Origin of the sequence: Glutamicibacter sp. V16R2B1 (genome assembly GCF_005774635.1) — a bacterium.
In the GTDB taxonomy this organism is placed as follows: domain Bacteria; phylum Actinomycetota; class Actinomycetes; order Actinomycetales; family Micrococcaceae; genus Glutamicibacter; species Glutamicibacter creatinolyticus.
The window spans coordinates 137879-162069 of sequence record NZ_VATX01000017.1 but is presented as its reverse complement, the minus strand read 5'-3'; the positions used below and the strand labels follow the sequence as shown (position 1 = coordinate 162069).

25 protein-coding genes are annotated in these 24191 nt (G+C 68.3%); 16 read left to right on the top strand and 9 right to left on the bottom strand.

Annotation, left to right across the window (positions count from 1 at the left end; all coding sequences use genetic code 11):
* Nucleotides 1-14: 14 nt before the first annotated feature.
* Nucleotides 15-338, bottom strand: coding sequence for an SMR family transporter (locus tag FDN03_RS13655; RefSeq protein ID WP_138177992.1), 324 nt, complete (start codon nt 336-338; stop codon nt 15-17).
* The gene (locus FDN03_RS13650; RefSeq protein ID WP_138177990.1) at nt 335-706 is read right to left on the bottom strand and encodes an SMR family transporter; all 372 of its coding nucleotides are present in this window, start codon (nt 704-706) and stop codon (nt 335-337) included. Before FDN03_RS13650 ends, FDN03_RS13655 begins: the two co-directional genes overlap by 4 nt.
* 154 nt (nt 707-860) lie before the next feature.
* On the opposite strand from FDN03_RS13650, the gene FDN03_RS13645 reads away from it, so the two are divergent.
* On the top strand, nt 861-1448 hold the full coding sequence (locus tag FDN03_RS13645) for a DUF5998 family protein (protein WP_138177988.1): 588 nt from the start codon (nt 861-863) through the stop codon (nt 1446-1448).
* A 14-nt stretch (nt 1449-1462) separates the two neighbouring features.
* Entirely contained in the window at nt 1463-2635 is a 1173-nt protein-coding gene (locus FDN03_RS13640) for a nucleotide pyrophosphatase/phosphodiesterase family protein (RefSeq protein WP_138177986.1), read from the top strand.
* A 108-nt stretch (nt 2636-2743) separates the two neighbouring features.
* On the opposite strand, the gene sepH is transcribed toward FDN03_RS13640, so the two are convergent.
* Nucleotides 2744-3796 (bottom strand): septation protein SepH, encoded by a 1053-nt coding sequence (gene sepH, locus FDN03_RS13635; RefSeq protein WP_138177984.1) that lies wholly within the window; start codon nt 3794-3796, stop codon nt 2744-2746.
* Nucleotides 3797-4033: 237 nt separating this feature from the next.
* Between sepH and FDN03_RS13630 the strand changes: the two genes are divergently transcribed.
* Entirely contained in the window at nt 4034-4336 is a 303-nt protein-coding gene (locus FDN03_RS13630; protein ID WP_138177983.1) for a DUF4193 domain-containing protein, read from the top strand.
* Between the two features lie 136 nt (nt 4337-4472).
* Here the strand turns inward: FDN03_RS13630 and FDN03_RS13625 are convergent, their stop codons facing one another.
* Nucleotides 4473-5042, bottom strand: a complete 570-nt coding sequence (locus tag FDN03_RS13625) for a DUF3093 domain-containing protein (protein ID WP_138177981.1) — start codon at nt 5040-5042, stop codon at nt 4473-4475.
* Nucleotides 5043-5253: 211 nt separating this feature from the next.
* On the opposite strand from FDN03_RS13625, the gene dut reads away from it, so the two are divergent.
* The 4 genes from dut to FDN03_RS13605 are packed head-to-tail and all read left to right on the top strand — an operon-like array spanning nt 5254 to nt 7642.
* On the top strand, nt 5254-5712 hold the full coding sequence (gene dut / locus FDN03_RS13620) for a dUTP diphosphatase (protein WP_138177979.1): 459 nt from the start codon (nt 5254-5256) through the stop codon (nt 5710-5712).
* A gap of 38 nt (nt 5713-5750) precedes the next feature.
* A complete protein-coding gene (locus tag FDN03_RS13615) occupies nt 5751-6503 on the top strand; it encodes a DUF3710 domain-containing protein (protein WP_138177977.1) in 753 nt (250 codons plus the stop codon).
* Nucleotides 6504-6521: 18 nt separating this feature from the next.
* Complete coding sequence (locus tag FDN03_RS13610) at nt 6522-6893, top strand: hypothetical protein (RefSeq protein ID WP_138177975.1); 372 nt, start codon at nt 6522-6524, stop codon at nt 6891-6893.
* A gap of 38 nt (nt 6894-6931) precedes the next feature.
* Nucleotides 6932-7642, top strand: coding sequence for a DUF3159 domain-containing protein (locus tag FDN03_RS13605; protein ID WP_138177973.1), 711 nt, complete (start codon nt 6932-6934; stop codon nt 7640-7642).
* Between the two features lie 9 nt (nt 7643-7651).
* On the opposite strand, the gene FDN03_RS13600 is transcribed toward FDN03_RS13605, so the two are convergent.
* Both FDN03_RS13600 and FDN03_RS13595 read right to left on the bottom strand, forming a co-directional pair.
* Nucleotides 7652-8317, bottom strand: coding sequence for a TrkA family potassium uptake protein (locus FDN03_RS13600; protein ID WP_138177971.1), 666 nt, complete (start codon nt 8315-8317; stop codon nt 7652-7654).
* Nucleotides 8318-8332: 15 nt separating this feature from the next.
* Nucleotides 8333-9007 (bottom strand): TrkA family potassium uptake protein, encoded by a 675-nt coding sequence (locus FDN03_RS13595; RefSeq protein ID WP_054821578.1) that lies wholly within the window; start codon nt 9005-9007, stop codon nt 8333-8335.
* A 159-nt stretch (nt 9008-9166) separates the two neighbouring features.
* Between FDN03_RS13595 and FDN03_RS13590 the strand changes: the two genes are divergently transcribed.
* The 3 genes from FDN03_RS13590 (at nt 9167) to acnA (ending at nt 15415) form a co-directional block, all read left to right on the top strand.
* Nucleotides 9167-11146 (top strand): APC family permease, encoded by a 1980-nt coding sequence (locus tag FDN03_RS13590; RefSeq protein WP_138177969.1) that lies wholly within the window; start codon nt 9167-9169, stop codon nt 11144-11146.
* 51 nt (nt 11147-11197) lie between these two features.
* The gene (locus tag FDN03_RS13585) at nt 11198-12517 is read left to right on the top strand and encodes a TRAM domain-containing protein (RefSeq protein WP_138177967.1); all 1320 of its coding nucleotides are present in this window, start codon (nt 11198-11200) and stop codon (nt 12515-12517) included.
* Nucleotides 12518-12706: 189 nt separating this feature from the next.
* Entirely contained in the window at nt 12707-15415 is a 2709-nt protein-coding gene (acnA, locus tag FDN03_RS13580) for an aconitate hydratase AcnA (RefSeq protein ID WP_138177966.1), read from the top strand.
* A gap of 212 nt (nt 15416-15627) precedes the next feature.
* On the opposite strand, the gene FDN03_RS13575 is transcribed toward acnA, so the two are convergent.
* Nucleotides 15628-16851 (bottom strand): beta-ketoacyl-[acyl-carrier-protein] synthase family protein, encoded by a 1224-nt coding sequence (locus FDN03_RS13575; protein WP_138177963.1) that lies wholly within the window; start codon nt 16849-16851, stop codon nt 15628-15630.
* A 55-nt stretch (nt 16852-16906) separates the two neighbouring features.
* Here FDN03_RS13575 and FDN03_RS13570 point away from each other — a divergent pair, with 55 nt between their 5' ends.
* Nucleotides 16907-17506: a TetR/AcrR family transcriptional regulator C-terminal domain-containing protein gene (locus tag FDN03_RS13570; RefSeq protein ID WP_138177961.1), complete on the top strand. Its 600-nt coding sequence runs from the start codon at nt 16907-16909 to the stop codon at nt 17504-17506.
* 42 nt (nt 17507-17548) lie between these two features.
* On the opposite strand, the gene FDN03_RS13565 is transcribed toward FDN03_RS13570, so the two are convergent.
* On the bottom strand, nt 17549-18316 hold the full coding sequence (locus FDN03_RS13565; RefSeq protein ID WP_138177959.1) for an HAD-IIB family hydrolase: 768 nt from the start codon (nt 18314-18316) through the stop codon (nt 17549-17551).
* 178 nt (nt 18317-18494) lie between these two features.
* On the opposite strand from FDN03_RS13565, the gene dxs reads away from it, so the two are divergent.
* From dxs to FDN03_RS13540, 5 genes are read left to right on the top strand one after another with little or no spacing between them, the layout of a single operon-like run.
* Nucleotides 18495-20462, top strand: coding sequence for a 1-deoxy-D-xylulose-5-phosphate synthase (dxs, locus tag FDN03_RS13560; RefSeq protein ID WP_138177957.1), 1968 nt, complete (start codon nt 18495-18497; stop codon nt 20460-20462).
* Between the two features lie 5 nt (nt 20463-20467).
* Nucleotides 20468-21076, top strand: coding sequence for a DUF402 domain-containing protein (locus FDN03_RS13555; protein WP_249354579.1), 609 nt, complete (start codon nt 20468-20470; stop codon nt 21074-21076).
* 2 nt (nt 21077-21078) lie between these two features.
* Complete coding sequence (locus FDN03_RS13550) at nt 21079-21648, top strand: hypothetical protein (RefSeq protein ID WP_138177953.1); 570 nt, start codon at nt 21079-21081, stop codon at nt 21646-21648.
* A gap of 59 nt (nt 21649-21707) precedes the next feature.
* Nucleotides 21708-22031: a hypothetical protein gene (locus FDN03_RS13545; protein WP_138177951.1), complete on the top strand. Its 324-nt coding sequence runs from the start codon at nt 21708-21710 to the stop codon at nt 22029-22031.
* A 29-nt stretch (nt 22032-22060) separates the two neighbouring features.
* Nucleotides 22061-22387: a hypothetical protein gene (locus FDN03_RS13540; protein WP_138177949.1), complete on the top strand. Its 327-nt coding sequence runs from the start codon at nt 22061-22063 to the stop codon at nt 22385-22387.
* Nucleotides 22388-22536: 149 nt separating this feature from the next.
* On the opposite strand, the gene argG is transcribed toward FDN03_RS13540, so the two are convergent.
* On the bottom strand, nt 22537-23964 hold the full coding sequence (argG, locus tag FDN03_RS13535) for an argininosuccinate synthase (protein WP_138177947.1): 1428 nt from the start codon (nt 23962-23964) through the stop codon (nt 22537-22539).
* Nucleotides 23965-24191: the final 227 nt, after the last annotated feature.

The following is a 24191-nucleotide window of genomic DNA, read 5'->3' as shown; positions in this document are numbered from 1 at the left end:
CGCGGTGCCCCGGCTCAGGCCGGGGCGCCGGTGTTGATCAGCACCACCCCGCCGGCGATCAGCACGATCCCCAGCGACATCACCCATCTCGTCGGCTCCTTGAACAGTAGCCAGCTCAGCAGCGCGGTCAGCGCCACCCCGCAGGCGGCCCACACCCCGTAGGCCAGGCCCAGCGGCATATCCAGCGCCAGGCTGGTGGCCAGCGAACTGAAGGCCACCAGGTAGCTGAACACCATCGGGAGCAGCCAACGCCGCGAACCGTGGGTGGCCATGCGCAGCGAGAGCGTGCCGCTCACCTCGGCGATGACCGCCAGGATCAGCAGCAGCCAGGCGCTCATGCCCCGGACCTTCCGCGCGGGGCCGGGGCAGTGCCCTGGCGGGCGGCGGCCAGCTGCGAGCCGAACTCGACCAGCAGCACCCCGGCAATGATCAACCCCATCCCCAGCAGCATCACCGGGGTCAGCGGCTCGGCGAAGAGCAGGTGGGAGAGCAGCGCGGTCAGCGCCACCCCGCACGCACCCCAGATGCCGTAGGCCGCGCCCAGGGCCATGCCCGCGCGCAGCGTGGCGGCCAGCGCGGCGAAGGCCACAATGTACCCGGCGGCGGTCACCAGGTACAACGCCGGGGCGTCCAGGGCCAGCTTCATGGACAGCGACCCGCTGACCTCGGCGATCACCGCCAGCGCCAGCAGCAGCCAGCGCTTCATCCCAGTCCCGCCTTGTGACGTGCGCGTGCCATGGCCCGCGCGATGTGCGCCCCACCGATTTGCTTCATCCTTCGAACCTACCAAACCGGTGGGCGGGGCGCACCGGGCGGGCGGCTCATAGGTAAGAGTCGGGTGCACTGGGTAAACTTAAGGCATGAGTTCTCCATCGTATTCGACCACTGCAGCCGCTGAACTGCAGCAGGATCTGGTCCGGGCCGGCTTCTATCCGCAGATGATCCAGGACGTGCTGTCCGAAGCGATGTACACCCGGCCGATCCTGGACCACTATGTCCACCTGGAAACCCATTTCGACCGCACCGAGGTGCACCGCCACATCACCGTGCTGGTGCTCAGCGACAATTCGCTGTTCATCATCCACGTGGATGACCAGCAGCTCGATGACCACGGCCAGCAGGTCGTCGCCCAGGTCTCCACCGAAATGATCTCCCTGAAGCGCATCGCCTCGGTGGCCACCAGCTACGTCTTCCACCAGCCCCAGCACTACCGCAGCGGGGACGCGGTGCGCGAATTGACCTTCGGGCTGTCCTGGAACGGCACCACCCGCCTGGACCTGACCCCCGCCGCCTGCGCGGACCCGGAATGCGACGCCGACCACGGGGTGACCGGCACCGCGCAGCCCGAGGACCTGGTGATCCGGGTCAGCGCCGAAGCCGACGGGCAGGACGCGGTCAACAAGGCCCGCAGCTTCGCGGTCCGCCTGCGCCAGGCCACCGACTTCTAGGGCCGGGATTCATCGTGCCTGACCCGACCCTGCCCGTGCCCGCCACCGCGCTGCCGGCCCCCGCCCCCTACGGCACCCAGACCCTGGCCGAGGTGCTGCCCTCGGCCGCGCACGCGCTGGGTGTGCCGGGATTCCAGAACCCGCTGGGGCTGAAGTCCACCCGCCGGGTCAATGTGGTGATGATCGACGGGCTGGGCTGGAACCAGCTGAAGTCGAACATCGCCCACGCCCCCTTCCTGCGCCGCCTGTTCGACAAGGCCCAGCGCCTGAGCGTCGGCTTCCCCTCGACCACCGCCACCTCGCTGAGCAGCCTGGGCACCGGGCTGGCCCCCGGCGCACACGGCATGCTCGGCTACGACGTGATCGACCCGGAGCGGCGCCGGACGGTGAACCAGCTGGGCGGCTGGCCCGCGGACCTGGACCCGCTGGCCTGGCAGCCGAACCGCACCGTGTTCGAACAGGTCGCCGACGCCGGGGTGCACACCGCCAGCGTCTCGCTGGCGTTGTTCGAGAATTCGGCACTGACCCGGGCGGCCCTGCGCGGGCCCCAGTTCGTCGCCGCCACCTCCCTGGCCGCGCGCAGCCGGGCCACCACCGAGGTCTTCGACGCGCACCGCCACGCGCTGGTCTACACCTACTTCAACGAGCTGGACAAGGCCGGACACAAGTACGGGGTGGATTCGGACCAGTGGCGCCAGACCCTGGAGGAGCTGGACTATACGCTCAAGACCATGGTGTCCCGGCTGCCGGCGCAAACCAGCGTGCTGATCACCGGGGACCACGGCATGGTGGACGTGCCGGCCAGCCAGCGCATCGACTACAGCCGGGAACCGGAACTGATTGAAGGGGTGGAGCTGACCAGCGGGGAGCCGCGCGGGGTGCAGCTGAGCTTCGCCGCCGCCACCAGCGATGCGGTGCGCGCCCGGGTGCGGGAGGCCTGGCAGCGCCGCTACGGCACCAAGGCCTGGGTGCTGACCCGCCAGGAAGCGATCCAGCACGGCCTGTTCGGGCCGATGCGCGACGCGGTGGCCGAACGGCTGGGGGACTTGATGATCCTGGCCGCCGAGTCCATCGCCTTCTACGACGGGCGGCGGGTGAACCCGAAGGCCTTTGAGATGGTGGGGCAGCACGGATCGCTGACCACCGCTGAACGCCTGGTGCCGCTGCTGCAGCTGTACACCGAATAACCCCGGGCCACCCCACCACGGGGGCCAGCAAAGGACGATTCCCCGGCAGCCAACTGGCTGCCGGGGAATCGTCCTTCAGCGTTCCGGGGTGGTGTACGGACCAGGTCCCTAGTCCTTCTTGCGCCGTCCGAACATGATGTCATCCCAGCTGGGCACGGAGGAACGCTTGGACTTGCGGGCGTTGGCATCCTCTTCGGACGTCGGCTCGGGCTTCGGCTTGTCCTTGGACGAGTCGTGGGTGAGCACGGTCAGCTGCGAGGTGCGGGTGGAAATGGTCTGCGGCAGGTGCGGCAGGCCCTCGTCCTCATCGTCCTGCCCATAGTTGTTCAGGTTCCGGTCGATGATCTCATTCAGCCGCTCGTCGGAGTCCTCGTCCTTGCCCGAACGCTGGCCGCGGCGGGCGTTGAGCAGCTCCACCAGTTCCTCGCTGTCGCCAGGCTGGGTGGGCGCCGCCTCCCCGGGGGTCTCGGCGGCCGGGGACTCCACCGCCACCGGGGTGATGGTGGAGAAGTATTCGGGGGCCGCCTGCTCGCTGAGGGTCTGGGCCCAGCGGTTCAGGTTGCGCAGCGTGCGCCGCTGCGGATGGTAGGACCACTTGGCCACGTTGGGGGAGTCGTCCTGGTTCTCCTCGGAGAGCGACTCAACGTTGCCCTCGTGCAGCGGGGAGTTGAAGATGGCGGTCACCAGCCACTGGCCCTCCGGGTCCTTCCAGGAATCCCACTGCACCGACTCCGCATCAATGCCCAGCTGGCCCAGCCGGTGGGTGACCATGGCACCCAGGTCGGCCGGCTCCTCGCCAAACGCCTCACGGTACTCGGCATCGGTCTGCGGACCGGAAACCTCCACGCGGCGCGCCAGTTCGGCAATGTGGGCGCGTTCGGCCAGCACCGGGCCCTCGTACTTCAGGATCTGCTCGATCGGCACATCCCACTCCACCGACAGGTCATACGCCGAGGCGCCGGCGCGTACCCGGGCCTGGATTTCCCGCGGCGAGTGGTCGGAGGACTGTTCACGGTTGCGCGGTGCACGGGCGCGGGCGATTTCGGCCATGGCGCTGCGCAGTGCATCGTCGACGGGCAGCTCAAAGCTCATCCCGTCGTCACTGCTGACCTGCAGGCTGGAACCATTTTCATGTATTCCTACCAGTCTCAGCTGACGCATTACTACCCTCCACACGGTTTATTTCCTGAGTAAAACTTTGCCACTCAACGCCCGGAATTCCTATTACCGCCAAGGGTGTGGCGCGATTTCCTTGGCCTGGCGGGCGAAGAACGCCCTTCCAGGCCGGATCCGGGGAATTTTTTGCCGTCTAGGACGTTATACACGCGTGCCAGTGGTGGTGTAGTGTACCGCCACGAGTTGTTGCACATCCGTCAAGGAAAAGAGAACGATACTTCAATGGCTACCGACTACGACGCACCGCGCGAAAAGCAGGAGGAATCCGAGACGGCCAGGCAGCTGTCGGATCTGAACGCCGGGCGGACGGCGAAGCAGGCGACCCTGATCGACGAGGATGAAACGGACCTGGCCGAAGGGTTCGTGCTTCCCGGCGGCGAGGTCACCCAGGAGGAACTCAGCGTCGAAATCATGCCCGAGCAGTCCGACGAGTTCACCTGTGCCTCCTGCTTCATGGTCCGCCATCGCTCCCAGCTGGCCCGCCAGGACGGCGCGCAGATGTTCTGCACCGAGTGTGAAGACTAACCCGAGTCCCCGCGTGAGCGCGCCCGATCCGGGCCCGACCCATTAACCACCGAAGCCGCCCAGCACTGCATCCCCGTCAGGGGGAGGGCAAGTGCTGGGCGGCTTGCTGTATCTGGTGGCGATCGCCGTCGGTAGGCTACTGGCCCTGGGAGTCCCCGTGGTTGGAGCGCGATTCCGGCTGGGCCTGATCCTCGGCGGTGACGTCCTCGGCCGCGGGCACCTCGTCGGGCTGCCGGTAGGCGTTCATCACACCACCCAGGGCGCGGGTGAGCTCCTCGGGGCGGCGGGTGGAGGTCAGCCAGTACGGGGTCTGGTCGCGCGGGTCGGTGATCTCAAGCTTCACCACGGCATCCACCCAGCCGCGCAGGTTCATGTAGGCCAGCCCGTGCAGCTTCTGGCCGCGCTGCTCGAAGGCCTCCTGGCCGCGGTAGCCGATGACCTCGCCAACGTATTGGCGTTCAATGTTCGCCCGGCCCACCCGCACCGAATCCTCGGTCACCGTGATTTGCGGGGTGTTCAGCATCAGGATTACCGTCATCACCACAAAGGCGATCACCCCGGCCAGGATTCCCCAGGCCACTCCGATCGGCGCCAGGGCCACCCCCGCGGTCAAGGCCAGCAGCAGCGGCCAAATCCAGGTTCCGGCCGAAGGCCACAGTTTTTCGTTGAACAGCACGGTCGACTCACCGGAGCTCGCAATACTCATGCCGTCCATTTTAGGCGCTGAACCTGTGCGTGCCGCCCAGCCCGCCCGCAGCGCCGACCCACCGGTAAAGAACTATGGGCAATCCGTCCCCGGCCCACCACAGGCGAAGCCCGAGGCGCTAGAGTTGTTCAGGTGCCGCAGGCAGTGCTCCTGCCCGCCCCGCGGCACAGTGAAGCCACTGCCGGATGCAACGGAAGACGAAACACCACCCATGAGTGAACCAAGCCTGCAGATCGCCATCAAACTGCTTGACGATGGGCTGCCCACCCCCGGCTACGCCCACCACGGGGACGCCGGGGCCGACCTGCGCGCCCGTGAAGCGGTGCAGCTGGCCCCCGGGCAGCGCGCGCTGGTCCCCACCGGCATCGCCCTGGCCATCCCGAACGGCTACGTTGGCCTGGTGCACCCGCGCAGCGGCCTGGCCGCCAAGCACGGGATCACCGTGCTGAACGCGCCGGGCACCGTGGACGCCGGCTACCGCGGGGAAATCATGGTGACCCTGCTGAACACCGACCCGCACGCGACCTTCGAGGTGCAGCGTGGGGACCGGATCGCCCAGCTGGTGATCCAGAAGGTGGAGCAGGCCCAGTTCACCGTCGTGGATTCCCTGGATGAGACGGTGCGCGGCGCCGCCGGATTCGGTTCAACGGGCGGGTTCAGCTCGAACTAAGTACCCTAGAGGTAAACCACAAGAGTTTTAAGGACGAGATGTTTTTCAAGCGCAAGAAGCGGCAGCAGGAACAGCAGCCGGTTGAAGACGGTGCGACCCAGCAGGCGGCCTCCGGCACCGACGCGCAGGACGCTGCCTCCGGCACCGACGCGCAGGACGCTGCCCCCGGCACCCCGCAGCCGGTGACCGGACCGTTCGACATCAAGGACATTGACAACCCGGACGACTACCTGAACTTCGGTTCCCTGCTGATCAAGCCGATGACCGGCCTGAAGGTTCGCATGGACATCGAGGACCAGACCAAACGGGTGATTTCGCTGTCCCTGGAACTGGCCGAATCGCGCGTGCAGCTGCAGGCGTTCGCCCGTTCGAAGTCCGAGGAACTCTGGCCGGGCATCTCCAGCAAGATCGCCGAGGACATCACCGGCCAGAACGGGGAGATCTTCACCCGCGATGGCGACTACGGCAAGGAGCTGCTGGCCAAGGTGCCGCAGCAGCTGCCCGACGGCCGGGCCGGACACGTGGCGCTGCGCTTCATCGGCATCGACGGGCCGCGCTGGTTCCTGCGGGTCGTGATCGGCGGCGCGGCCATCTCCGACGAGCAGGCCTCCAAGGCCGTGGAGGAACTGGTGCGCCAGGTCGTGGTGGACCGCGGGGACCGGCCGCTGCCGCCGCGTGAGCTGCTGCCGTTGAACGTGCCAAGCAATGCCACCACCCGCGCCGAGGCCCCGGCCGGGCAGCCCGAGGTGCAGCGCCCGGAACGCGGGCCGGAAATCACGCAGATCGGCTAGCTGGAACGGAACGCTGACATGGTTGGCAAGACACAGGTTTCGGTCAGTGCGCTGCCGCAGAGCGCCACGGTCCGCCACCTGCAGAACCTGGAACAGATGCCCGAACGCGGTCGCATCGAACACACCGGCTATATCCAGTCGGTGACCCATGTGCCGCCGGGGGAGGCGCCGCGGCTGACCGCGACCGTGGTGGACCAGTTGGCCAGCCCAGGGGTGCGTCGGCGCACCGCCCCGCACGTGCGGCTGCTGTTCATGGGCCAGAAGCGGGTGCCGGGGATCAAGCCCGGGGTGAAGATCCGCTACTCGGGGATGCTGAGCCTGGTGGACCAGGTTCCCACGGTGCACAACCCGCGCTACCTGATCCTGCCGCAGGAACGCCCGCAGGCCTAGCCGCCCCGGCGGCCCCTTTGACACTGAATGCGAGTGAGATGACCCAAACGCCAGATTCCCCCGAGCAGCCCGGCACCCGTGGTGAACCGGACCCGTCGCTGGCACAGCGCCTGGGATCCTCGGCTCACCTGAGCAAGAACGCGGCCGGGCACATCGATGTGATGGCCAGCATCGGGGGAGTGCGCGGGGTGCTGGAAACCGTGGTCCCCGGATTCCTGTTTGTGCTGCTCTTCGCCCTCACCCGGCAGCTGGACGTGGCGCTGATCGCCGCGATCGCGGTGGGCGCAGTGTTCATGATTGCCCGGCTGGTCAAGCGTTCCTCGCTCACCCAGTCGGTCAGTGGGCTGGTGGGCATCCTGATCTGCGCGCTGGCCGCGCGCAGCAGCGGGGAGGCCAAGGACTACTACGTTCCCGGATTCTTCATTGTCGGAGCCTACCTGCTGGCAATGGTGATCTCGATCGCGATCAAGTGGCCGCTGCTGGGGGTGCTCTACGGGTTCCTGCGCCAGGAGGGCACCGACTGGCGCCAGCAGCCCGCACGGCTGCGCCGCTATGCGATCGCCACCTGGATCATGGCCGCGGTGTTCGCCGCCCGGCTGGCCGTGCAGCTTCCGCTGTACTTCACCGACCAGGTGGTGGCCCTGGGCATCAGCCGCCTGGTGATGGGGGTGCCGCTGTACGCGGCGGGTCTGTGGTTCGCATGGATGATTTCCCGCCCCGCCAGCCAGATCACGGCACAGCAGGACTAGCCGGCGCGCTCAGCGCCGGGTTTCGCGCAGCACCTTGCGCAGCTGCTCGCGCGCTTCTTCGGTGGTCAAGAAGAACAGCGCGTCCCCGCCCTCGATGACGTCGTCACGGGTGGGCGGGAAGGGCGACTTGTCGCGCACCACCGAGACCATGGTGGTGTCCTCGGGCCACGGGACCCGTCCCATGGTGCGCCCGATCAGCGCCGAATCGTGGGGCACGGTGAATTCCACCAGGTGCACCGCCCCGCTTTTCAGGCTCAGCAGCTCCACCAGGTCTCCGACCTCCACGGCCTCCTCGACCAGCGCGGTCATCAGCCGCGGGGTACTGACCGCCACGTCCACACCCCACGCGTCGTCGAACATCCACTCGTTCTTCGGGTTGTTCACCCGCCCCACGGTGCGCCGCACCCCGAACTCGCTCTTGGCCAGCAGCGAGATCACCAGGTTGGCCTTGTCATCACCGGTGGCCGAAACCACCACGTCAAAATCGTCCAGCCCGGCGCGCTGCAGCACGACCAGCTCGCAGGCGTCCCCGCGCAGCCAGCGGGCCTCGGGCAGCTCCTGCTGCTCGGCCGGATCCGGGTCACGGTCAATGATCAGCACCTGGTGCCCGTTGTTCAGCAGTTCGCGCGCGATGGAGGAACCCACCGAGCCGGCACCGGCAATCATCACCTTCATATGTGGCTCTCCGTTCTAGTCCTGTGCCTGGCGCGGGGCGGTGGCCAGGATCTTTTCCACGTCGCTGCTTTCGTCCACGCGCATCATCACGTGCACCAGGTCCCCGCCCTGCAGCCGGGTGTTGCTCTGCGGGATGATGCCCTCCCCGAACCGGGTCAGGTAGGCGATGCGCACCCCGGCGGCCCGCTCCAGGGACTTGACCTGGTGGCCGTACCAGTCTGCATGCAGCGCCACCTCGGTGAGCATCAGCCGGCCGGAGGATTCCCGAAAGTCCCCGCGCATCGAATGTTCGGGCAGGATCCGGCGCAGCACCTGGTCCGCGCTCCAGCGCACCGCCGCGACGGTGGGGATGCCCAGGCGCTGGTAGATTTCGGCGCGGCCCGGGTCATAGATGCGCGCCACCACGTGCTGCACGTTGTAGGTTTCGCGCGCCACCCGGGTGGCCAGGATGTTGGAGTTGTCCCCGCTGGAGACCGCGGCGAAGGCGTAGGCCTCACGGATGCGCGCCGCTTCCAGGGTGTCGCGGTCAAAGCCGACCCCGGTGACGGTGTCCCCGGAGAAGTCCTCGCCCAACGCGCCGAAGGCCCGCTCGTTCTGGTCGATGACCGTGACCGAATGCCCGGCCGCGTCCAGGGTCAGGGCCAGTGTCGCCCCGACCCGGCCGCAGCCCATGATCACGAAGTGGGCCATCGCATACTCCTTAGGTTCGCTGCCATCCTTCCCGGGCGCCGGCCCGGGGCGTGCCGGGCAAAACCGGCACTGCATTAGTCTGCCACGTTTTGCCCCTGCCGCCTGGGTGTGGGCGGCAGAGACTTCAGCATGCCGCGCGTGCTGTTATACCGTTGATGCGTGCCTGCATTCTTTGATGGTGTCAAACGCTTGCTGGTGGGCAAGCCGTTTCGCACCGAGCGGTTGAAACGCAAACCGCTGCCGCCAAAAATCGCGCTGCCGATCTTCTCCTCCAGCGCCCTGTCCTCGCTGGCCTATGCCCCCGATGAGATCCTGCTGACCCTGGCCACCGCCGGGGTGGCCGCCACCCTGCTCTCCCCGGCCGTGGGCCTGGCGGTGCTGGCGGTGCTGCTGGTGCTGGTGCTGTCCTACCGCCAGTCGGTGGCCGCCTACCCCTCCGGCGGCGGGGACTATGAGATCGTGCGCGCGAACCTGGGGCCGCGCCCGGGCACCGCGGTCGCCGCGGCGCTGCTGGTGGACTTCGTGCTGACCGTGGCGGTCTCCAGCACCTCCGCCGCCCAGTACGTCGGCGCGGTGTTCCCGGCGCTGGAGGAACATCGGGCGCTGGTGGCCGCGGCGATCGTGGCGGTGCTGGTGTTCGGCAACCTGCGCGGGCGCGGCAAGGGACGCTGGGCGCTGGCGATCCCGGTCTACCTGTTCGTCGGCGGGATGCTGCTGATGATCGCGGTCGGCGCGGTGCTGGCCCTGAGCGGCAACCTGGGCGACGCGCCCAGCGCCGGCTACGAAATCCGCCCGGAGGCCCAGTTCGCCACCGGGCTGCAGGGGCTGACCGGCGCGCTGCTGATCCTGCGCGCGTTCTCCACCGGTTCGGCGGCGCTGACCGGCATCGAGGTGCCGATCTCCAACGTGCACACGCTGACCAAGCCGCGGGCCCGCAACGCCGGGCGGATCCTGCTGGTGATCGGGCTGCTCTCCGGGGTGCTGACCTTCGGCACCCTGTTGCTGGCCCGGGCCACCGGGGTGAAGGTGGTCGCCGACCCGCAGGCGAACCTGCTGGCCGACGGGGTGCCGGTGGGGGCCGGGTACAGTCAGGCCCCGGTGCTCACCCAGCTGGCCGACGCGGTGTTCGGTTCGGTGATCGGGGTGGGCAGCGTGGCGGTGCTGACCGTCGGGGTGCTGCTGATGGCCGGGAACCACGCGTTCAACTCCTTCCCGAACCTGGCCAGCCACCTGGCCACCGACGGCTACCTGCCCCGCCAGCTGCGCACCCGCGGGGACCGGCTGGGCTTCTCCAACGGCATCCTCTCCCTGGGGGTGGCCGCGATCGTGCTGATCTTCGCGTTCGACGGGGATGTCACGATCCTGATCCAGCTCTACGTGCTGGGCGTGTTCGTCTCCTTCACGCTCAGCCAGGCCGCGATGCTGCGGCACTGGTCCCGGCGCCTGGTGCAGGTCCCCTCCCGCAACGCCCGCGCCGCGATCCACCGCAAGCGGCTGCTGAACCTGGTGGGCCTGGTGCTCTCCGCCCTGGTGCTGGCGGTCGTGCTGGTGACCCGCTTCACCCACGGCGCCTGGCTGGCGGTGATCGGCATCCTGCTGCTGATGGCGGTCATGGAGTCGCTGAACCGCCACTACCGGGCGGTGGATGCGGAGCTGGCGGTCAGCCAGGACCACCAGGCGGCCGCGCTGCCGGCCCGGGTGCACGCCCTGGTGATGGTCTCCACCGTGCGCAAGCCGGTGCTGCGGGCCATCGCCTTCGCCCGCGCCTCGCGTCCCTCCAAGCTGGAGGCGATCATGGTGGATGTGGAAAGCGAGAAGACCGAGCGCACGCTCAGCGACTGGCAGCGGCTGCAGATCCCGGTGCCGATCACCGTGCTGGCCTCCCCGTACCGCACCATCGTGGACCCGCTGATCGACCACATCCGTTCCATCCGCCGCGAATCCCCGCGCGATCTGATCGTGGTGTACATCCCCGAATACGTGGTCGGCCACTGGTGGGAGCAGCTGGTGCACAACCAGACCGCGGTGCGGGTGAAGAACCGGCTGCACCACGAACCGGGCGTGGTGGTCGCCTCGGTGCCCTGGCGCCTGCTCAGCTCCGCCAGCGGCACCACCGAGGAATCCAGCGCCCACCGCTAAGCCCCGCCGGCCACCGGCCGAATCCCGCACGAGCAACCGCAAAGGACAACCATGCCCAGCACCCCAACCCTTGAACTGCGCATCGGGCCCATCGCCCACGGCGGGCACTGCGTGGCCCGCCATGAGGGCCGGGTGATCTTCGTGCGCCACGCGATACCCGGCGAACTGGTGCGGGCCCGGCTGACCGAGGCCGAACCGGAGGCGAAGTTCTGGAGGGCCGATGTGACCGAGGTGCTCGAGCCCAGCGAGCACCGGGTGGCGCACTTCTGGGACCCGGCCGACGCGCTGGCCCACCATGACCCGGTGGGCGGGGCCGAGTTCGGGCACATCAGCCTTGGCCACCAGCGGGAGCTGAAGGGGCGGATCCTCGCCGAACAGCTGCAGCGCCTGGCCGGCGTGGACGCAAAGCAGATCGGCTTCACCGGCGTGCAGCCGGTGCCGGGGGAGCGCGACGGGCTGGGCTGGCGCACCCGGATGGCCTACGCGGTGAACGGGCAGGGCGCGTTGGCGATGAGCGCGCACCGCAGCCACCGGCTCACCGCGCTGGAGCAGATGCCGCTGGCCCACCCGGGCATCGAGAACAGCGGGATCTACCAGGTGGACTACTCCGGGATCAGCCGGGTGGAGGTGGCCGTGTCCAGCGCGGATGACGCCACCGTGCTGGTGCTGCTGGCAGAGGCCGAACCGGAGGCGGCGGTGCGGGTGGCCCGCCAGCTGCCCGAGGCGCTGAACGTCGCGGCGTTCAGCCAGGGCACCGGGGCGGCGGCGGACGGGCAGGGTGCCCTGCACCAGCTGCGCGGACACTCCTGGCTGCCCGAGACCGTGCTGGGCCACCGCTATCGGGTGACCGGGGAGGGGTTTTGGCAGATCCACCGGCAGGCGGCCACCGTGCTCACCGAACGCGTGCTGGAGCTGGTCGACCCGCGCCCGGGACAGCGCATCGCGGACCTGTATGCCGGGGCCGGGCTGTTCTCGCTGCCGCTGGCCCAGCGGGTGGGCGCGGCCGGGGCGCTGTTCAGCATCGAGGGCGCCCCGGGCACCCATCGCGACGCCAAGCGCAACCTGCGCGCCCTGGACCAGGCGCGGGTGATCCGCGGGCGGGTGGAGCGGATGCTGCGCCAGCTGGCCGCAGAACGCCTGGATGCGGTGGTGCTTGATCCGCCGCGCGCCGGGGTGGACAAGAAGGTCGCCGCGGAGCTGGGCAACAGCGGCGTGCCGCGGATCTGCTACGTCTCCTGCGACCCGGCGTCCTTTGTCCGCGACACGGCCCGGCTGGCCGCCCGCGGCTACGAATTAGGGCACGTCGAGGTGCACGATTTGTACCCGCACACCCACCATATGGAAACGATCGGGCTCTTCGAACGCCGCTGAACGTCACTTTCGGGTGCTTGGGCGTGAAATTAACGTGATTTGTGGTGCTCGGCGGGGAAAAACGGGCCAAAGCGGCTAGACTGGGACTAGCTCTGCCGCGGAACTAGCATGACCATCTCAGTTAGGAGCGCCTAACTGGAATGACAGTGTGCGCGTGCATCAAGATGAAGTCTGGCGAGAGGAGTCCCAGTGAGCAATGTGGACAGCTTCGGTGCCAAGGGCGTACTTGACGTCAATGGAACCGAATACGAAATTTACCGACTGAACAAGGTCGAAGGCTCGGACAGCCTTCCCTACAGCTTGAAGGTTCTGCTGGAGAACCTGCTTCGCACCGAAGACGGCGCGAACATCACCAAGGACCACGTCAACGCGCTGGGCCAGTGGGATCCCTCGGCCCAGCCGAACGTCGAGATCCAGTTCACCCCGGCCCGCGTGCTGATGCAGGACTTCACCGGTGTGCCCTGCGTCGTCGACCTGGCCACCATGCGCGAGGCCGTCGAGGACCTGGGCGGCGACGCCACCCGCGTGAACCCGCTGGCTCCGGCCGAGATGGTCATCGACCACTCCGTGCAGATCGACACCTTCGGCTTCGAGGGCGCCATCGAGCGCAACATGGAGATCGAATACCAGCGCAACGGTGAGCGCTACCAGTTCCTGCGCTGGGGCCAGACCGCGTTTGACGACTTCAAGGTCGTGCCCCCGGGCACCGGCATCGTGCACCAGGTCAACATCGAGTACCTGGCCCGCACCGTGATGACCCGTGAGGTCAACGGCGTGCTGCGCGCCTACCCGGACAGCTGTGTGGGCACCGACTCGCACACCACCATGGTCAACGGCATGGGCGTGCTGGGCTGGGGCGTGGGCGGCATCGAGGCCGAGGCAGCGATGCTCGGCCAGCCGGTCTCCATGCTGATCCCGCGCGTGGTCGGCTTCAAGCTCGCCGGCTCGATCCCGGCCGGCGCCACCGCCACCGACGTGGTGCTGACCATCACCGAGATGCTGCGCAAGCACGGCGTGGTGGGCAAGTTCGTCGAATTCTACGGTGAGGGCGTGGCCGAGGTGCCGCTGGCCAACCGTGCCACCATCGGCAACATGTCCCCGGAGTTCGGCTCCACCGCCGCCATGTTCCCGATCGACGACGTCACCCTGGACTACCTGCGCCTGACCGGGCGCAGCCAGGAGAACATCGACCTGGTCGAGGCCTATGCCAAGGAACAGGGCATGTGGCACGATCCGAGCCGCGAGATCCGCTTCAGCGAATACCTGGAGCTGGACCTGTCCACCGTGGTTCCCTCCATCGCCGGCCCGAAGCGTCCGCAGGACCGCATCGAACTCTCCAGCGCCAAGGAACAGTTCCGCAAGGACATCCACAACTACGTTTCGGATGCCACCGACGGCCAGGGTGTGGGACGTCCGTCCACCGCCGTGGAGGTCACCCGCGAGAACGGTGAGAAGTTCACCATCGACCACGGCCTGGTCTCGATCGCCTCCATCACCTCGTGCACCAACACCTCGAACCCCTCGGTGATGCTGGCCGCCGCCGTGCTGGCGCGCAACGCCGCCAACAAGGGCCTGAAGTCCAAGCCGTGGGTCAAGACCTCCGTCGCCCCGGGCTCCAAGGTCGTCACCGAGTACTACGAGAAGTCCGGCCTGCTGCCGTACCTGGAGAAGCTGGGCTTCTTCGTCGTCGGCTACGGCTGCACCACCTGCATCGGCAACTCCGGTCCGCTGGACGCCGAGATCTCCGAGGCCATCAACGCCAACGACCTGGCCGCCACCGCGGTGCTCTCCGGCAACCGCAACTTCGAAGGCCGCATCAACCCGGACGTGAAGATGAACTACCTGGCCTCCCCGCCACTGGTCATCGCCTACGCCCTGGCTGGCACCATGGACTTCGACTTCGAAACCGATGCCCTGGGCGTGGACGCGGACGGCAACGAGGTGTTCCTGAAGGACATCTGGCCTTCGCCGACCGAGGTCCAGCAGATCATCGACTCGTCGATCGACGAGGGCATGTTCGCCAAGGGCTACGAGGGCGTCTTCGACGGAGACGACCGCTGGCGCGCCCTGGAGACCCCGGAGGGTTCGACCTTCGAATGGGCCGAGGACTCCACCTACGTGCGCAAGCCCCCATACTTCGAGGGCATGACCAAGACCCCGGAACCGGTCTCGGACATCGAGGGCGCCCGCGTGCTGCTGAAGCTGGGCGACTCGGTCACCACCGACCACATCTCCCCGGCAGGTTCGTTCAAGTCGGACACCCCGGCTGGCCGCTACCTGATCGAGAACGGTGTGGACCGCAAGGACTTCAACTCCTACGGCTCGCGCCGTGGCAACCACGAGGTCATGATCCGCGGCACCTTCGCCAACATCCGCATCAAGAACCAGCTGCTGGACGGCGTTGAGGGTGGCTTCACCCGCGACTTCACCCAGGACGGCGCCCCGCAGTCCTTCGTCTACGATGCGGCGGAGAACTACAAGGCCGCCGGCACCCCGCTGGTGGTCCTGGGCGGCAAGGAATACGGTTCGGGCTCCTCGCGTGACTGGGCCGCCAAGGGCACCGCGCTGCTGGGTGTCAAGGCCGTGATCACCGAGTCCTTCGAGCGCATCCACCGCTCGAACCTGATCGGCATGGGCGTGCTGCCGCTGCAGTTCCCCGAGGGCGAGTCCGCGGACTCGCTGGGCCTGAGCGGCACCGAGGTCTTCTCGATCTCCGGCGTGACCGAGCTGAACAACGGCTCGACCCCGAAGACCGTGAAGGTCACCGCCACCGCCGAAGACGGCAAGGTCACCGAGTTCGACGCCGTAGTGCGCATCGACACCCCCGGTGAAGCCGACTACTACCGCAACGGCGGCATCCTGCAGTACGTGCTGCGCCAGATCGCTGCCGCCAACTAAGGCGGACGCGGTACGGTCACACCGTCACCGGAACACCCCGCAGGGGCCCGAAGCCGCATGGCTTCGGGCCCCTGCGGGCCTTTAAGCCTGGCCACCGGCCTCCTTTGAGCCTGCTGGCGCTGCCGGACCGGGCGGGGGAGAAAGGCCAGGGCCCCGTGGCCGGCACCTTCACGGTGCCGGCCCCTGGGCTCTCAGTGTCCTCGGGGAACCGGCTAGTTCGCGGAGAACAAGAGGCTCACGTTCTGCCCGCCGAAGCCGAAGGAATTGGTGATCGCATGCTCCAGGTGCACCGCCCGCGGGGCGCAGGTGACCACGTCCAGCTGGATCTGCTCATCCATTCTGCCCACGTTGCGGGTCGGCGGCACCTGCTGCTCCTCCAGGGCCTGGATGGTGATGATGGCCTCCACCGCGCCGGCGGCGCCGACCAGGTGGCCGATGGCGCCCTTCGGCGCGGTCACCACCGGAGCGTGGCCGAAGACCTCATTGATGGCCCCGGACTCGCTCAAATCCCCCACGCTGGTGGCCGTGGCGTGCGCGTTGACGTGTCCCACCTGGGCGGGCTGGATCCCGGCGTGCGCAATGGCCCGGCGCATGGCGCGCACCTGGCCGGCCCCGGTGGGGTCCGAGGCCGTGATGTGGTACGCGTCCGAGGTGATGCCCCACCCGGTCAGCCGGGCCCGCACGCGGGCCTGGCGGGCGGCGGCGTGCTGCTCGGATTCCAGGATCACCACCCCGGCGCCCTCGCCGAGCACAAAGCCGGCCCGGTCCGCGGAGAACGGCCGGGAAAGCTCGGCGGCCGGACGCTCATCGGGCTTGGCCAGTGCCTGGGCCTGGCCGAAGGCGGCGACGGTGAGCGGGGCGACCGCTGCCTCCGCGCCCCCGGCGATCACCACGTCCGCTTCCCCGGAGGCGATCAGCCGGGCAGCGCTCGCCACGGCCTCCGCCCCGGCGGCGCAGGCGCTGACCGGGGTATAGGTCCCGGCCTTGGCACCGTAGGCCATGGCCACCTGCGCGCTGGCGGCATTGGCCATCAGCATCGGCACGGTGCGCGGGGAGACCCGCCGCGGCCCGGAATTGTGCAGCACCTCTTCCTGGGCCAGCAGCGTGGTCAGCCCGCCGATACCGGTGCCGATGACCACCGCCAGGCGTTCGGGGTCGACCTCATCCAGGCCGGCGTCTTCCCAGGCCTCCTGCGCGGCGAGCAGGGCGAACTGCTGGGACCGGTCCAGTCGGCGTGACTTTGGCCGGCCCAGCAGCTGTTCCATGTCCACGGTGACCGCCGCGGCCACCGCAGTGCCCGGTCCGGCGGCGCGGAAGCGTTCATCCTCCAGGGTGCCGATCCCCGACTCCAGGGCGTTCAGCCCCTCCCACAACTGCTGGGCTCCGCGGCCCAGCGGGGTGATCGCGCCGTATCCGGAAACCACAACATTGGCCATGAATCATCCTTCTTGTATGGGAAACAAGTCTTATTGGTTTGTCTAGACTATACCCATGAGTCAGCCGCAGCGAGTCAGCAGTCATACGGGCAAGCAGGTGCGCGGTTCGGTGACCCGCTCCCGGATCCGGGCCAGCGCCGTAGAGCTCTTCGCCCGCTTCGCCCCCGAGGACGTCACCGTCTCGCGCATCGCCACCCACGCCGGGGTCTACCCGAACCAGATCACCCACCATTTCGGGTCCAAGGACGGGCTCTACGTGGACGCCGCGTTCTCGCTGCTGCTGCGGGATTCGGCGCGCCTGCGTTCCCTCTCCCGCCGGGCCTCCAGCCCGCAGTCATTTGTGAGCGCCCTGGCCCGCACCGCACTGGCCGTGCCCTCCACCCCGATGGTGGTCACCGCGCTGGGCATGGGGCGGGCGAACACGTCCGTGCAGCCGAGCCTGGTGGCCGGCATGAAGGTCCTCTTCCGCCAGTCCACCCGCTATGTGGAGACGGTGCTGGAGGACAAGGCCTGGCACATGCCCAAGTCCGTGGAAAAGGAAGTACGCACCTTCTGGAGCACCGTGTTCGGCGCCGTGCTGCTCAGCCAGGCCGGCTTCCAGGGGGTGCCCTCGGACCTGGACGTGGCGGCCATGGTGAGCATCGACCGCAACTAGCGCCGCGGCCACGGCCCCTGCCGCGGGGAACCGGTGCTGGTCCTAGCGCAGGGGGGTGCTGGCCTCGGCGAGCAGGCGTTCATGCACGGCCGTGATGGTGGAGGAGACCTGCTGCTCGGCGATCACCAGGTCTGCCAGCCCCGCTACCGGGTGCGAGCCGACGCACACCGAGAACCGGGCGGCCGTGAACAGCTGGGCATCGTTCGCGTCATTTCCGAAGGCCACGAACGGCCCGGCAAGCCACTGCGCGGCGGCCTCGGCCTTCGTCGTGCGCCCGGGGGAGAGGTCGATCAGCCCCTGCCCAGTGTGCCGGTGCGCCACCAGCTGCAGGCGCGAGAGGCAGTCAAGCACTTGCGGTGCGTCGCTGAACAGCAGGACCTTGCAGTACCGCTTCAGGTGCCGTCGCGGCAGGTTGTGCGCCAGCCCGCCCGGATCCACCTGTCGGCGCAACCGGTGTCCGGTCGGGCCGGTATAGCTGTAGTCCCATGGGGAGTCGATCAGGTAGGCCAGCTGGTGCCGCTCAATGATCGCATCTAGTTCGCGGCGGTCCACTTCGCCAAAGCTCCGGGCCGCGCCCTGCCGTCCGTGTCGCACCAGGGCCCCATTGGCCCCGATCAACAGGTGCCCATGCCAGGCCGCCGGCAACAGGGGCAGCATGTCCCGGATGGGACGGGCCGAGGCAAATGCCACCGGCCGTCCCGCGGCGATGACCCTGTCAATGGCGCGGATGATCGGCGCGGCAACACTGACGCCGTCAAAGCACAGGGTGCCGTCCAAATCGAAAACCATGCTGGGGGCAACGCTGCTCATCCACCCATTCTAAAAGAGCCGAGGGTAGCCAACTTCATGGCCCGCTGATTCGCGTGCGGCCGCGCCGTGGCGGATAATGGAACAGGTCGGTGCGCGGCTATACTTTTGCTTTCGCGCGGAATTGCTGCCGCACGGACTGGTAGTGTCCGTTATGGGCGAGAATGTAAAGGGGATGACCGTGTCTTTATTGAAGACCATTAAGAAGCCTGGCGATCTGCGGGCCCTGTCCCTGGCGCAAATGGAGGAACTGGCCGCGGAAATCCGGGCCTTTTTGATCGACAACGTCGCGCGCACCGGCGGACACCTGGGACCGAACCTGGGCGTGGTGGAACTGACCCTGGGCATCCACCGGATCTTCGACTCGCCGACCGACTCCATCGTCTTCGACACCGGCCACCAGTCCTATGTGCACAAGCTGCTCACCGGGCGCCAGAACTTCGCCACCCTGCGCCAGCAGGGCGGGTTGTCCGGATACCCGGACCGCGGGGAATCCGAACACGACATCGTCGAATCCTCGCACGCCTCCTCGTCCCTGTCCTGGGTCGATGGCATTTCCCGGGCCTACAAGCTCGGTGGGGAAACCGAACGCTACGCCGTGGCGCTGGTCGGGGATGGCGCGCTGACCGGCGGGATGGCCTGGGAAGCGGTGAACAACATCGCCGCGGACAAGGACCGCAAGGCGGTCATCGTGGTCAACGACAACGGCCGCTCCTACGCCCCGACCATCGGGGGCCTGGCCAACCAGCTCTCCGGGCTGCGCCAGCAGCTGGACAAGGTGCGCACCCACCCGGCCTATGAGACCGCGATGGACAAGCTCAAGGACAAGCTCAAGGACTCCGGCGCGGTGGGCAAGTTCACCTACAAGTCGCTGCACGCCACCAAGAAGGGCATCAAGGACTGGTGGGCACCCCAGGGCCTGTTCGAGGACCTGGGCATCAAGTACATTGGCCCGATCGACGGGCACAACCAGGCCGCGGTCGAAGAGGCGCTGTTGCAGGCCCGCCAGTATGCCGGGCCGGTGCTGGTGCACGCAATGACCGAGAAGGGGCACGGCTACGCCCCGGCCGTGCGCGACGAGGCCGACCAGTTCCACGCGGTGGGGGTGATCGACCCGCAGACCGGCGTCCCGGTCGCCGCCCCCGGCTCGCAGAGCTGGACCAGCGTCTTTGGCGAGGAGATCGCCAAGGTCGCCCAGGAGCGCTCCGACGTGGTGGCCATCACCGGGGCCATGCTGCAGCCGGTGGGACTGAAGAAGATGGCCCAGGCCTACCCGGAACGCGTGATCGACGTGGGCATCGCCGAACAGCACGCCATGACCACGGCGGCCGGACTGGCCTTCGGGGGCCTGCACCCGGTGGTGTGCGTGTACGCCACCTTCCTGAACCGGGCGTTCGACCAGCTGCTGATGGACGTGGCGCTGCACAAGGCCGGGGTGACCATCGTGCTGGACCGGGCCGGCGTCACCGGGCCCGACGGGCCCAGCCACCACGGCATGTGGGATATGGCGCTGACCCAGATCGTCCCGAACCTGCACCTGGCCGCGCCGCGCGACGCCACCCGGCTGCGCCAGGAGCTGCGTGAGGCGCTGGCCATCGAGGACGCGCCCAGCGTGGTGCGCTTCTCCAAGGGATCGGTGGGCCCGGAGATCGAGGCCATCGACCAGCTGCCCGGCGGGGTGGACGTGCTCGCCCGGCTCGGGGACCGTTCGGCCCCGGACGTGCTGATCGTCTCCGTTGGCGCGATGAGCGAACTGTCCCTGGATGTGGCGCAGCGGCTGAACAGCCAGGGCGTGTCGGTGACCGTGGTGGACCCGCGCTGGGTGCTGCCGGTCCCGCAGTCGGTGGTGTCCCTGGCCGCCCGCCACCGGATCGTGGTGTGCATCGAGGACGGGGTGCGCGCCGGCGGCATCGGCTCACGGCTGCGCACCGAGATGCGGGCCGCCGGGGTGGACACCGCGCTGAACGAGGTCGGCCTGCCCACCGAGTTCCTGGCCCACGGCTCACGCGCCGAGGTGCTTGAACGGGTGGGGCTCACCGCCCAGCAGGTCGCCCAGGACACGCTCGCCCAGGTGCTGGGCACCAAGGTGCCCTTCGCCCGCCCGCTGCCCGGCCAGGACCTGCCCACCGGCCAGATCCCCAAACTGTGAACGCCGTGTCCTGCCCGATCGGACTCTCCCGCACCCCCGGCCAACCCCGCCTGGGCCAGCTGGTGGTGGCGCGCGCCTGGAAATACGACGGCACCCCGCACTGGGTGGTGCCCGGCTACCTGCTGGGCTCGGACGAGTACGGCTACTGGATTTTCCAGTCCGAAGGCTCCCTGGTCTCCCGGCCCGGACGCGCCCACCTGGCCGCCTGCGACGCCCTGTGCCTGATCCCGCACACCGGCTCCTGGGTTGGCACCTTCTACGACAACCCGGGCGAAGACGTGGACGTCTACCTGGACATCTCCACCCGCATCGGCTGGCAGACGCTGCCCACCGGGGGCTGGGAAGTGAACTCGATCGACATGGACCTGGATGTGATCCGCTCCAACTCCCGCGGCCTGTTCCTGGATGACGAGGACGAGTTCGAGGAACACGCGCGCACCATGGGCTACCCCGGGCCGCTCATCGAACAGATGCGCAACAGCGCCGCGGAGCTAATGGCCGCGGTCCGCGCCGACCAGCCGCCCTTCAACCGGCAGTACCGCGCGACCTGGCTGGAGAGGGCCACCGAGCTGCGCGCACCGAATCCGAACCTGAGCGAAACCAAGGACCACTGACTATGGCAATCATCCGCACCTACCATCTGGACGAGAAGAACCAGCTGCACTTCCGGGAAGCCTGGTACCAGCAGTTCGAAAACGAGGACCTGGGACAGTTCGTCATCAACCACGGGGCGGTCGGCCACCAGTCCAAGACCAGTTCGGTGCAGGATGTGGACATGGAACGGGCCGATGAACTGTTCGCCGGCTTCCTGGAACAGTGCCAGGCCGACGGCTACGCCCCGATCCCGGAGCAGGAGCAGTCCTGGGTGATCGTGCAGTACGCACTGAAGAGCGCGGCCGGCACCGAACGCGACCGCTACCTGGAACACAAGGCCAGCGACGCGCTGACCTCCCATCTGGCCTGGCGTGGGCTGGGCACCGTGGAATCCAGCGACTTTGCCCCGCACAAGCTGAACATCCGGATCCTGACCCCGGCCCCGAAAAAGGCCGTGGCCGCCGTGAAGGTGTGCATCCGCGAGGCCAAGCTGGACTTCACCAAGATGACGATCGCCACCGCCGGCTACGACGGGCTGCAGGCCGCCAAGGCGGTCCACCCGCTGCCGCCCAAGCCGTTCTCGCTGACCTAGCCCGCCAACCGGCACCGCCGGGAGTACCACCTGGCGCGAAACACCCCCGAAGAGGAGACATGGAGCAAAGCAAGAGCGGGCCCGACGCCACCGGGCGGCGCACCTCCCGCATGGGCGAGAGCCGGGCACCGATGCACCTGGTGTTCCAGGCCAGCATCGGGGTGATCCTGGGACTCGGGCTGGTGCAGGTCATCGCCCTGCCGCCGGCGGAACTGGCGCTGACCGGCGTGATCATCAGCATCGTGGCCTGGGCCGTGGAGCACGGCGTGCAGTGGTCCACCGCCAACCTGCGCACCACCGCACGGATCATGCTGGTGCTCAAGCTCGTCTCGCTGATCGGCTTCACCATCTGCGTCAGCGCGCTGGTGAGCCTGCTCGGCTAATGGCGCCACGGACCGCACGGGACGCAACCATGGAGCGCCCACCGGCGGCGAGCCCGCGCCGGAACCGCTGGGGCTGGCCGGGCTGGCGCGCCGCCGCGCTGGTGGCCGGCCAACTGCTGTTCGGACTGGCGCTGGGCATCGCCCTGGCCAGGCTGATGCGGATGCCCGAGGAGCAAAAGGCGCTGATCGGCACGCTGACCACGCTGGTGACCTGGCTGGCCGACGAGGCGTTCACCCTGCCGGGCAAGGACACCCGCAGCGGAAGTATCATTCACGCCAGCCTGCGGATGATCGCGCTGGTCGGCTTCATCCTGGCCCTGCAGTCCCTGGCCGTCCTGAACGGGTGGAACGGCTAGAGGCCCCACCACGGTGCCCCGGCGGGCACGCAGCCCCAGACTGGGCGCAACACGGAAACCAGGCGGACGGCGCACATGCTAAGGCCCCGGCCGGCTCCCACAACGGGTAGCCGGCCGGGGCCGTTCAGCATGGTGCCGGGGCAGGGTTCCTAGTCGGTGCCGGCGTCGAACGCGGCACTTTCGATGATCCGGTCCTGGGCCAGCTCCTCGCTTTCCACCGGGGAAACCTCGGCGATGGCCTCGGCGCCGCCGGTCTCCAGGGCGCCGACCAGATCGGCGGTGTGCCCACCGACCAGGCCCATGGTGGCGTACTGCTCCAGGCGTCCACGCGAGTCGGCGATGTCCAGGTTGCGCATGGTCAGCTGGCCGATGCGGTCCAGCGGGCCGAACGCGGCGTCGCCCACGCGCTCCATCGAGAGCTTGTCCGGGTGGTAGCTCAGGTTCTCCCCGGCGGTGTCCAGGATCGTGTAGTCGTCCCCGCGGCGCAAACGCAGGGTGACGGTGCCGGTGATCGCCGAGCCGATCCAGCGCTGGATCGATTCGCGCAGCATCAGCGACTGCGGGTCCAGCCAGCGGCCCTCGTACATCAGGCGGCCCAGGCGGCGGCCCTCGTTGTGGTAGCTGGCCACGGTGTCCTCGTTGTGGATCGCGTTGACCAGGCGCTCGTAGGCGATGAACAGCAGCGCCATGCCCGGGGCCTCGTAGATGCCGCGCGACTTGGCCTCGATGATGCGGTTCTCGATCTGGTCGCTCATGCCCAGGCCGTGGCGTCCACCGATCAGGTTCGCCTCGTTGACCAGGGCGACCGGGCTGCTGAACTCCTGGCCGTTGATGGCCACCGGGCGTCCGGCCTCGAAGGTGATCGACACGTCCTCGGACTTGATCTGCACCGACTCGTCCCAGAACTTCACGCCCATGATCGGTTCGACCGATTCCAGCGAGGTGTCCAGCAGCTCCAGGGTCTTCGCCTCGTGGGTGGCGCCCCAGATGTTCGCATCGGTCGAGTAGGCCTTCTCGGCGGAATCGCGGTACGGGAAGCCGTGGGCGACCATCCACTCGCTCATTTCCTGGCGTCCGCCCAGTTCGTGCACGAAGTTCGGGTCCAGCCACGGCTTGTAGATCTGCAGCCGCGGGTTGGCCATCAGCCCATAGCGGTAGAAGCGCTCAATGTCGTTGCCCTTGTAGGTTGAGCCGTCGCCCCAGATGTCCACGCCGTCTTCACGCATGGCGCGCACCAGCAGGGTGCCGGTGACCACGCGGCCCAGGGGAGTGGTGTTGAAGTAGGACTTGCCGCCGGAACGGATGTGGAAGGCGCCGCAGGCCAGGGCCGCGAAGCCCTCCTCGACCAGGGCCGGCTTGCAGTCGACCAGGCGTGGGGCCTCGGCCCCGTATTCCAGGGCGCGGCCCGGAACGGCGTCGATGTTCGGCTCGTCGTACTGGCCCAGATCCCCGGTGTAGGTGTAGGGGATGGCGCCGTTGTGGCGCATCCAGGCGACGGCAACGGAGGTGTCAAGGCCGCCGGAGAAGGCGATTCCGACGCGTTCTCCGACTGGAAGGTTAGTGAGGACTTTAGACATGTATCCAGCATAGTGGATAAATATGCAATGTAGTGAATTTTGACCGAAATATCTCCGTGACCTCATCCGAACCGATAGGTTGGAAGCAGGGTCCGGCGCGCCGCGGCGCGCTGGAGAAGAAATCAGAGGCAGACCACCGCTGCAGCACCTCGGGCCGCCCGCCGGCCGCCGACGGGATCCGGGCGCGGTGGTGGGTGACCGCGGGCAGCAGCAGCGCGCCCGCCAAG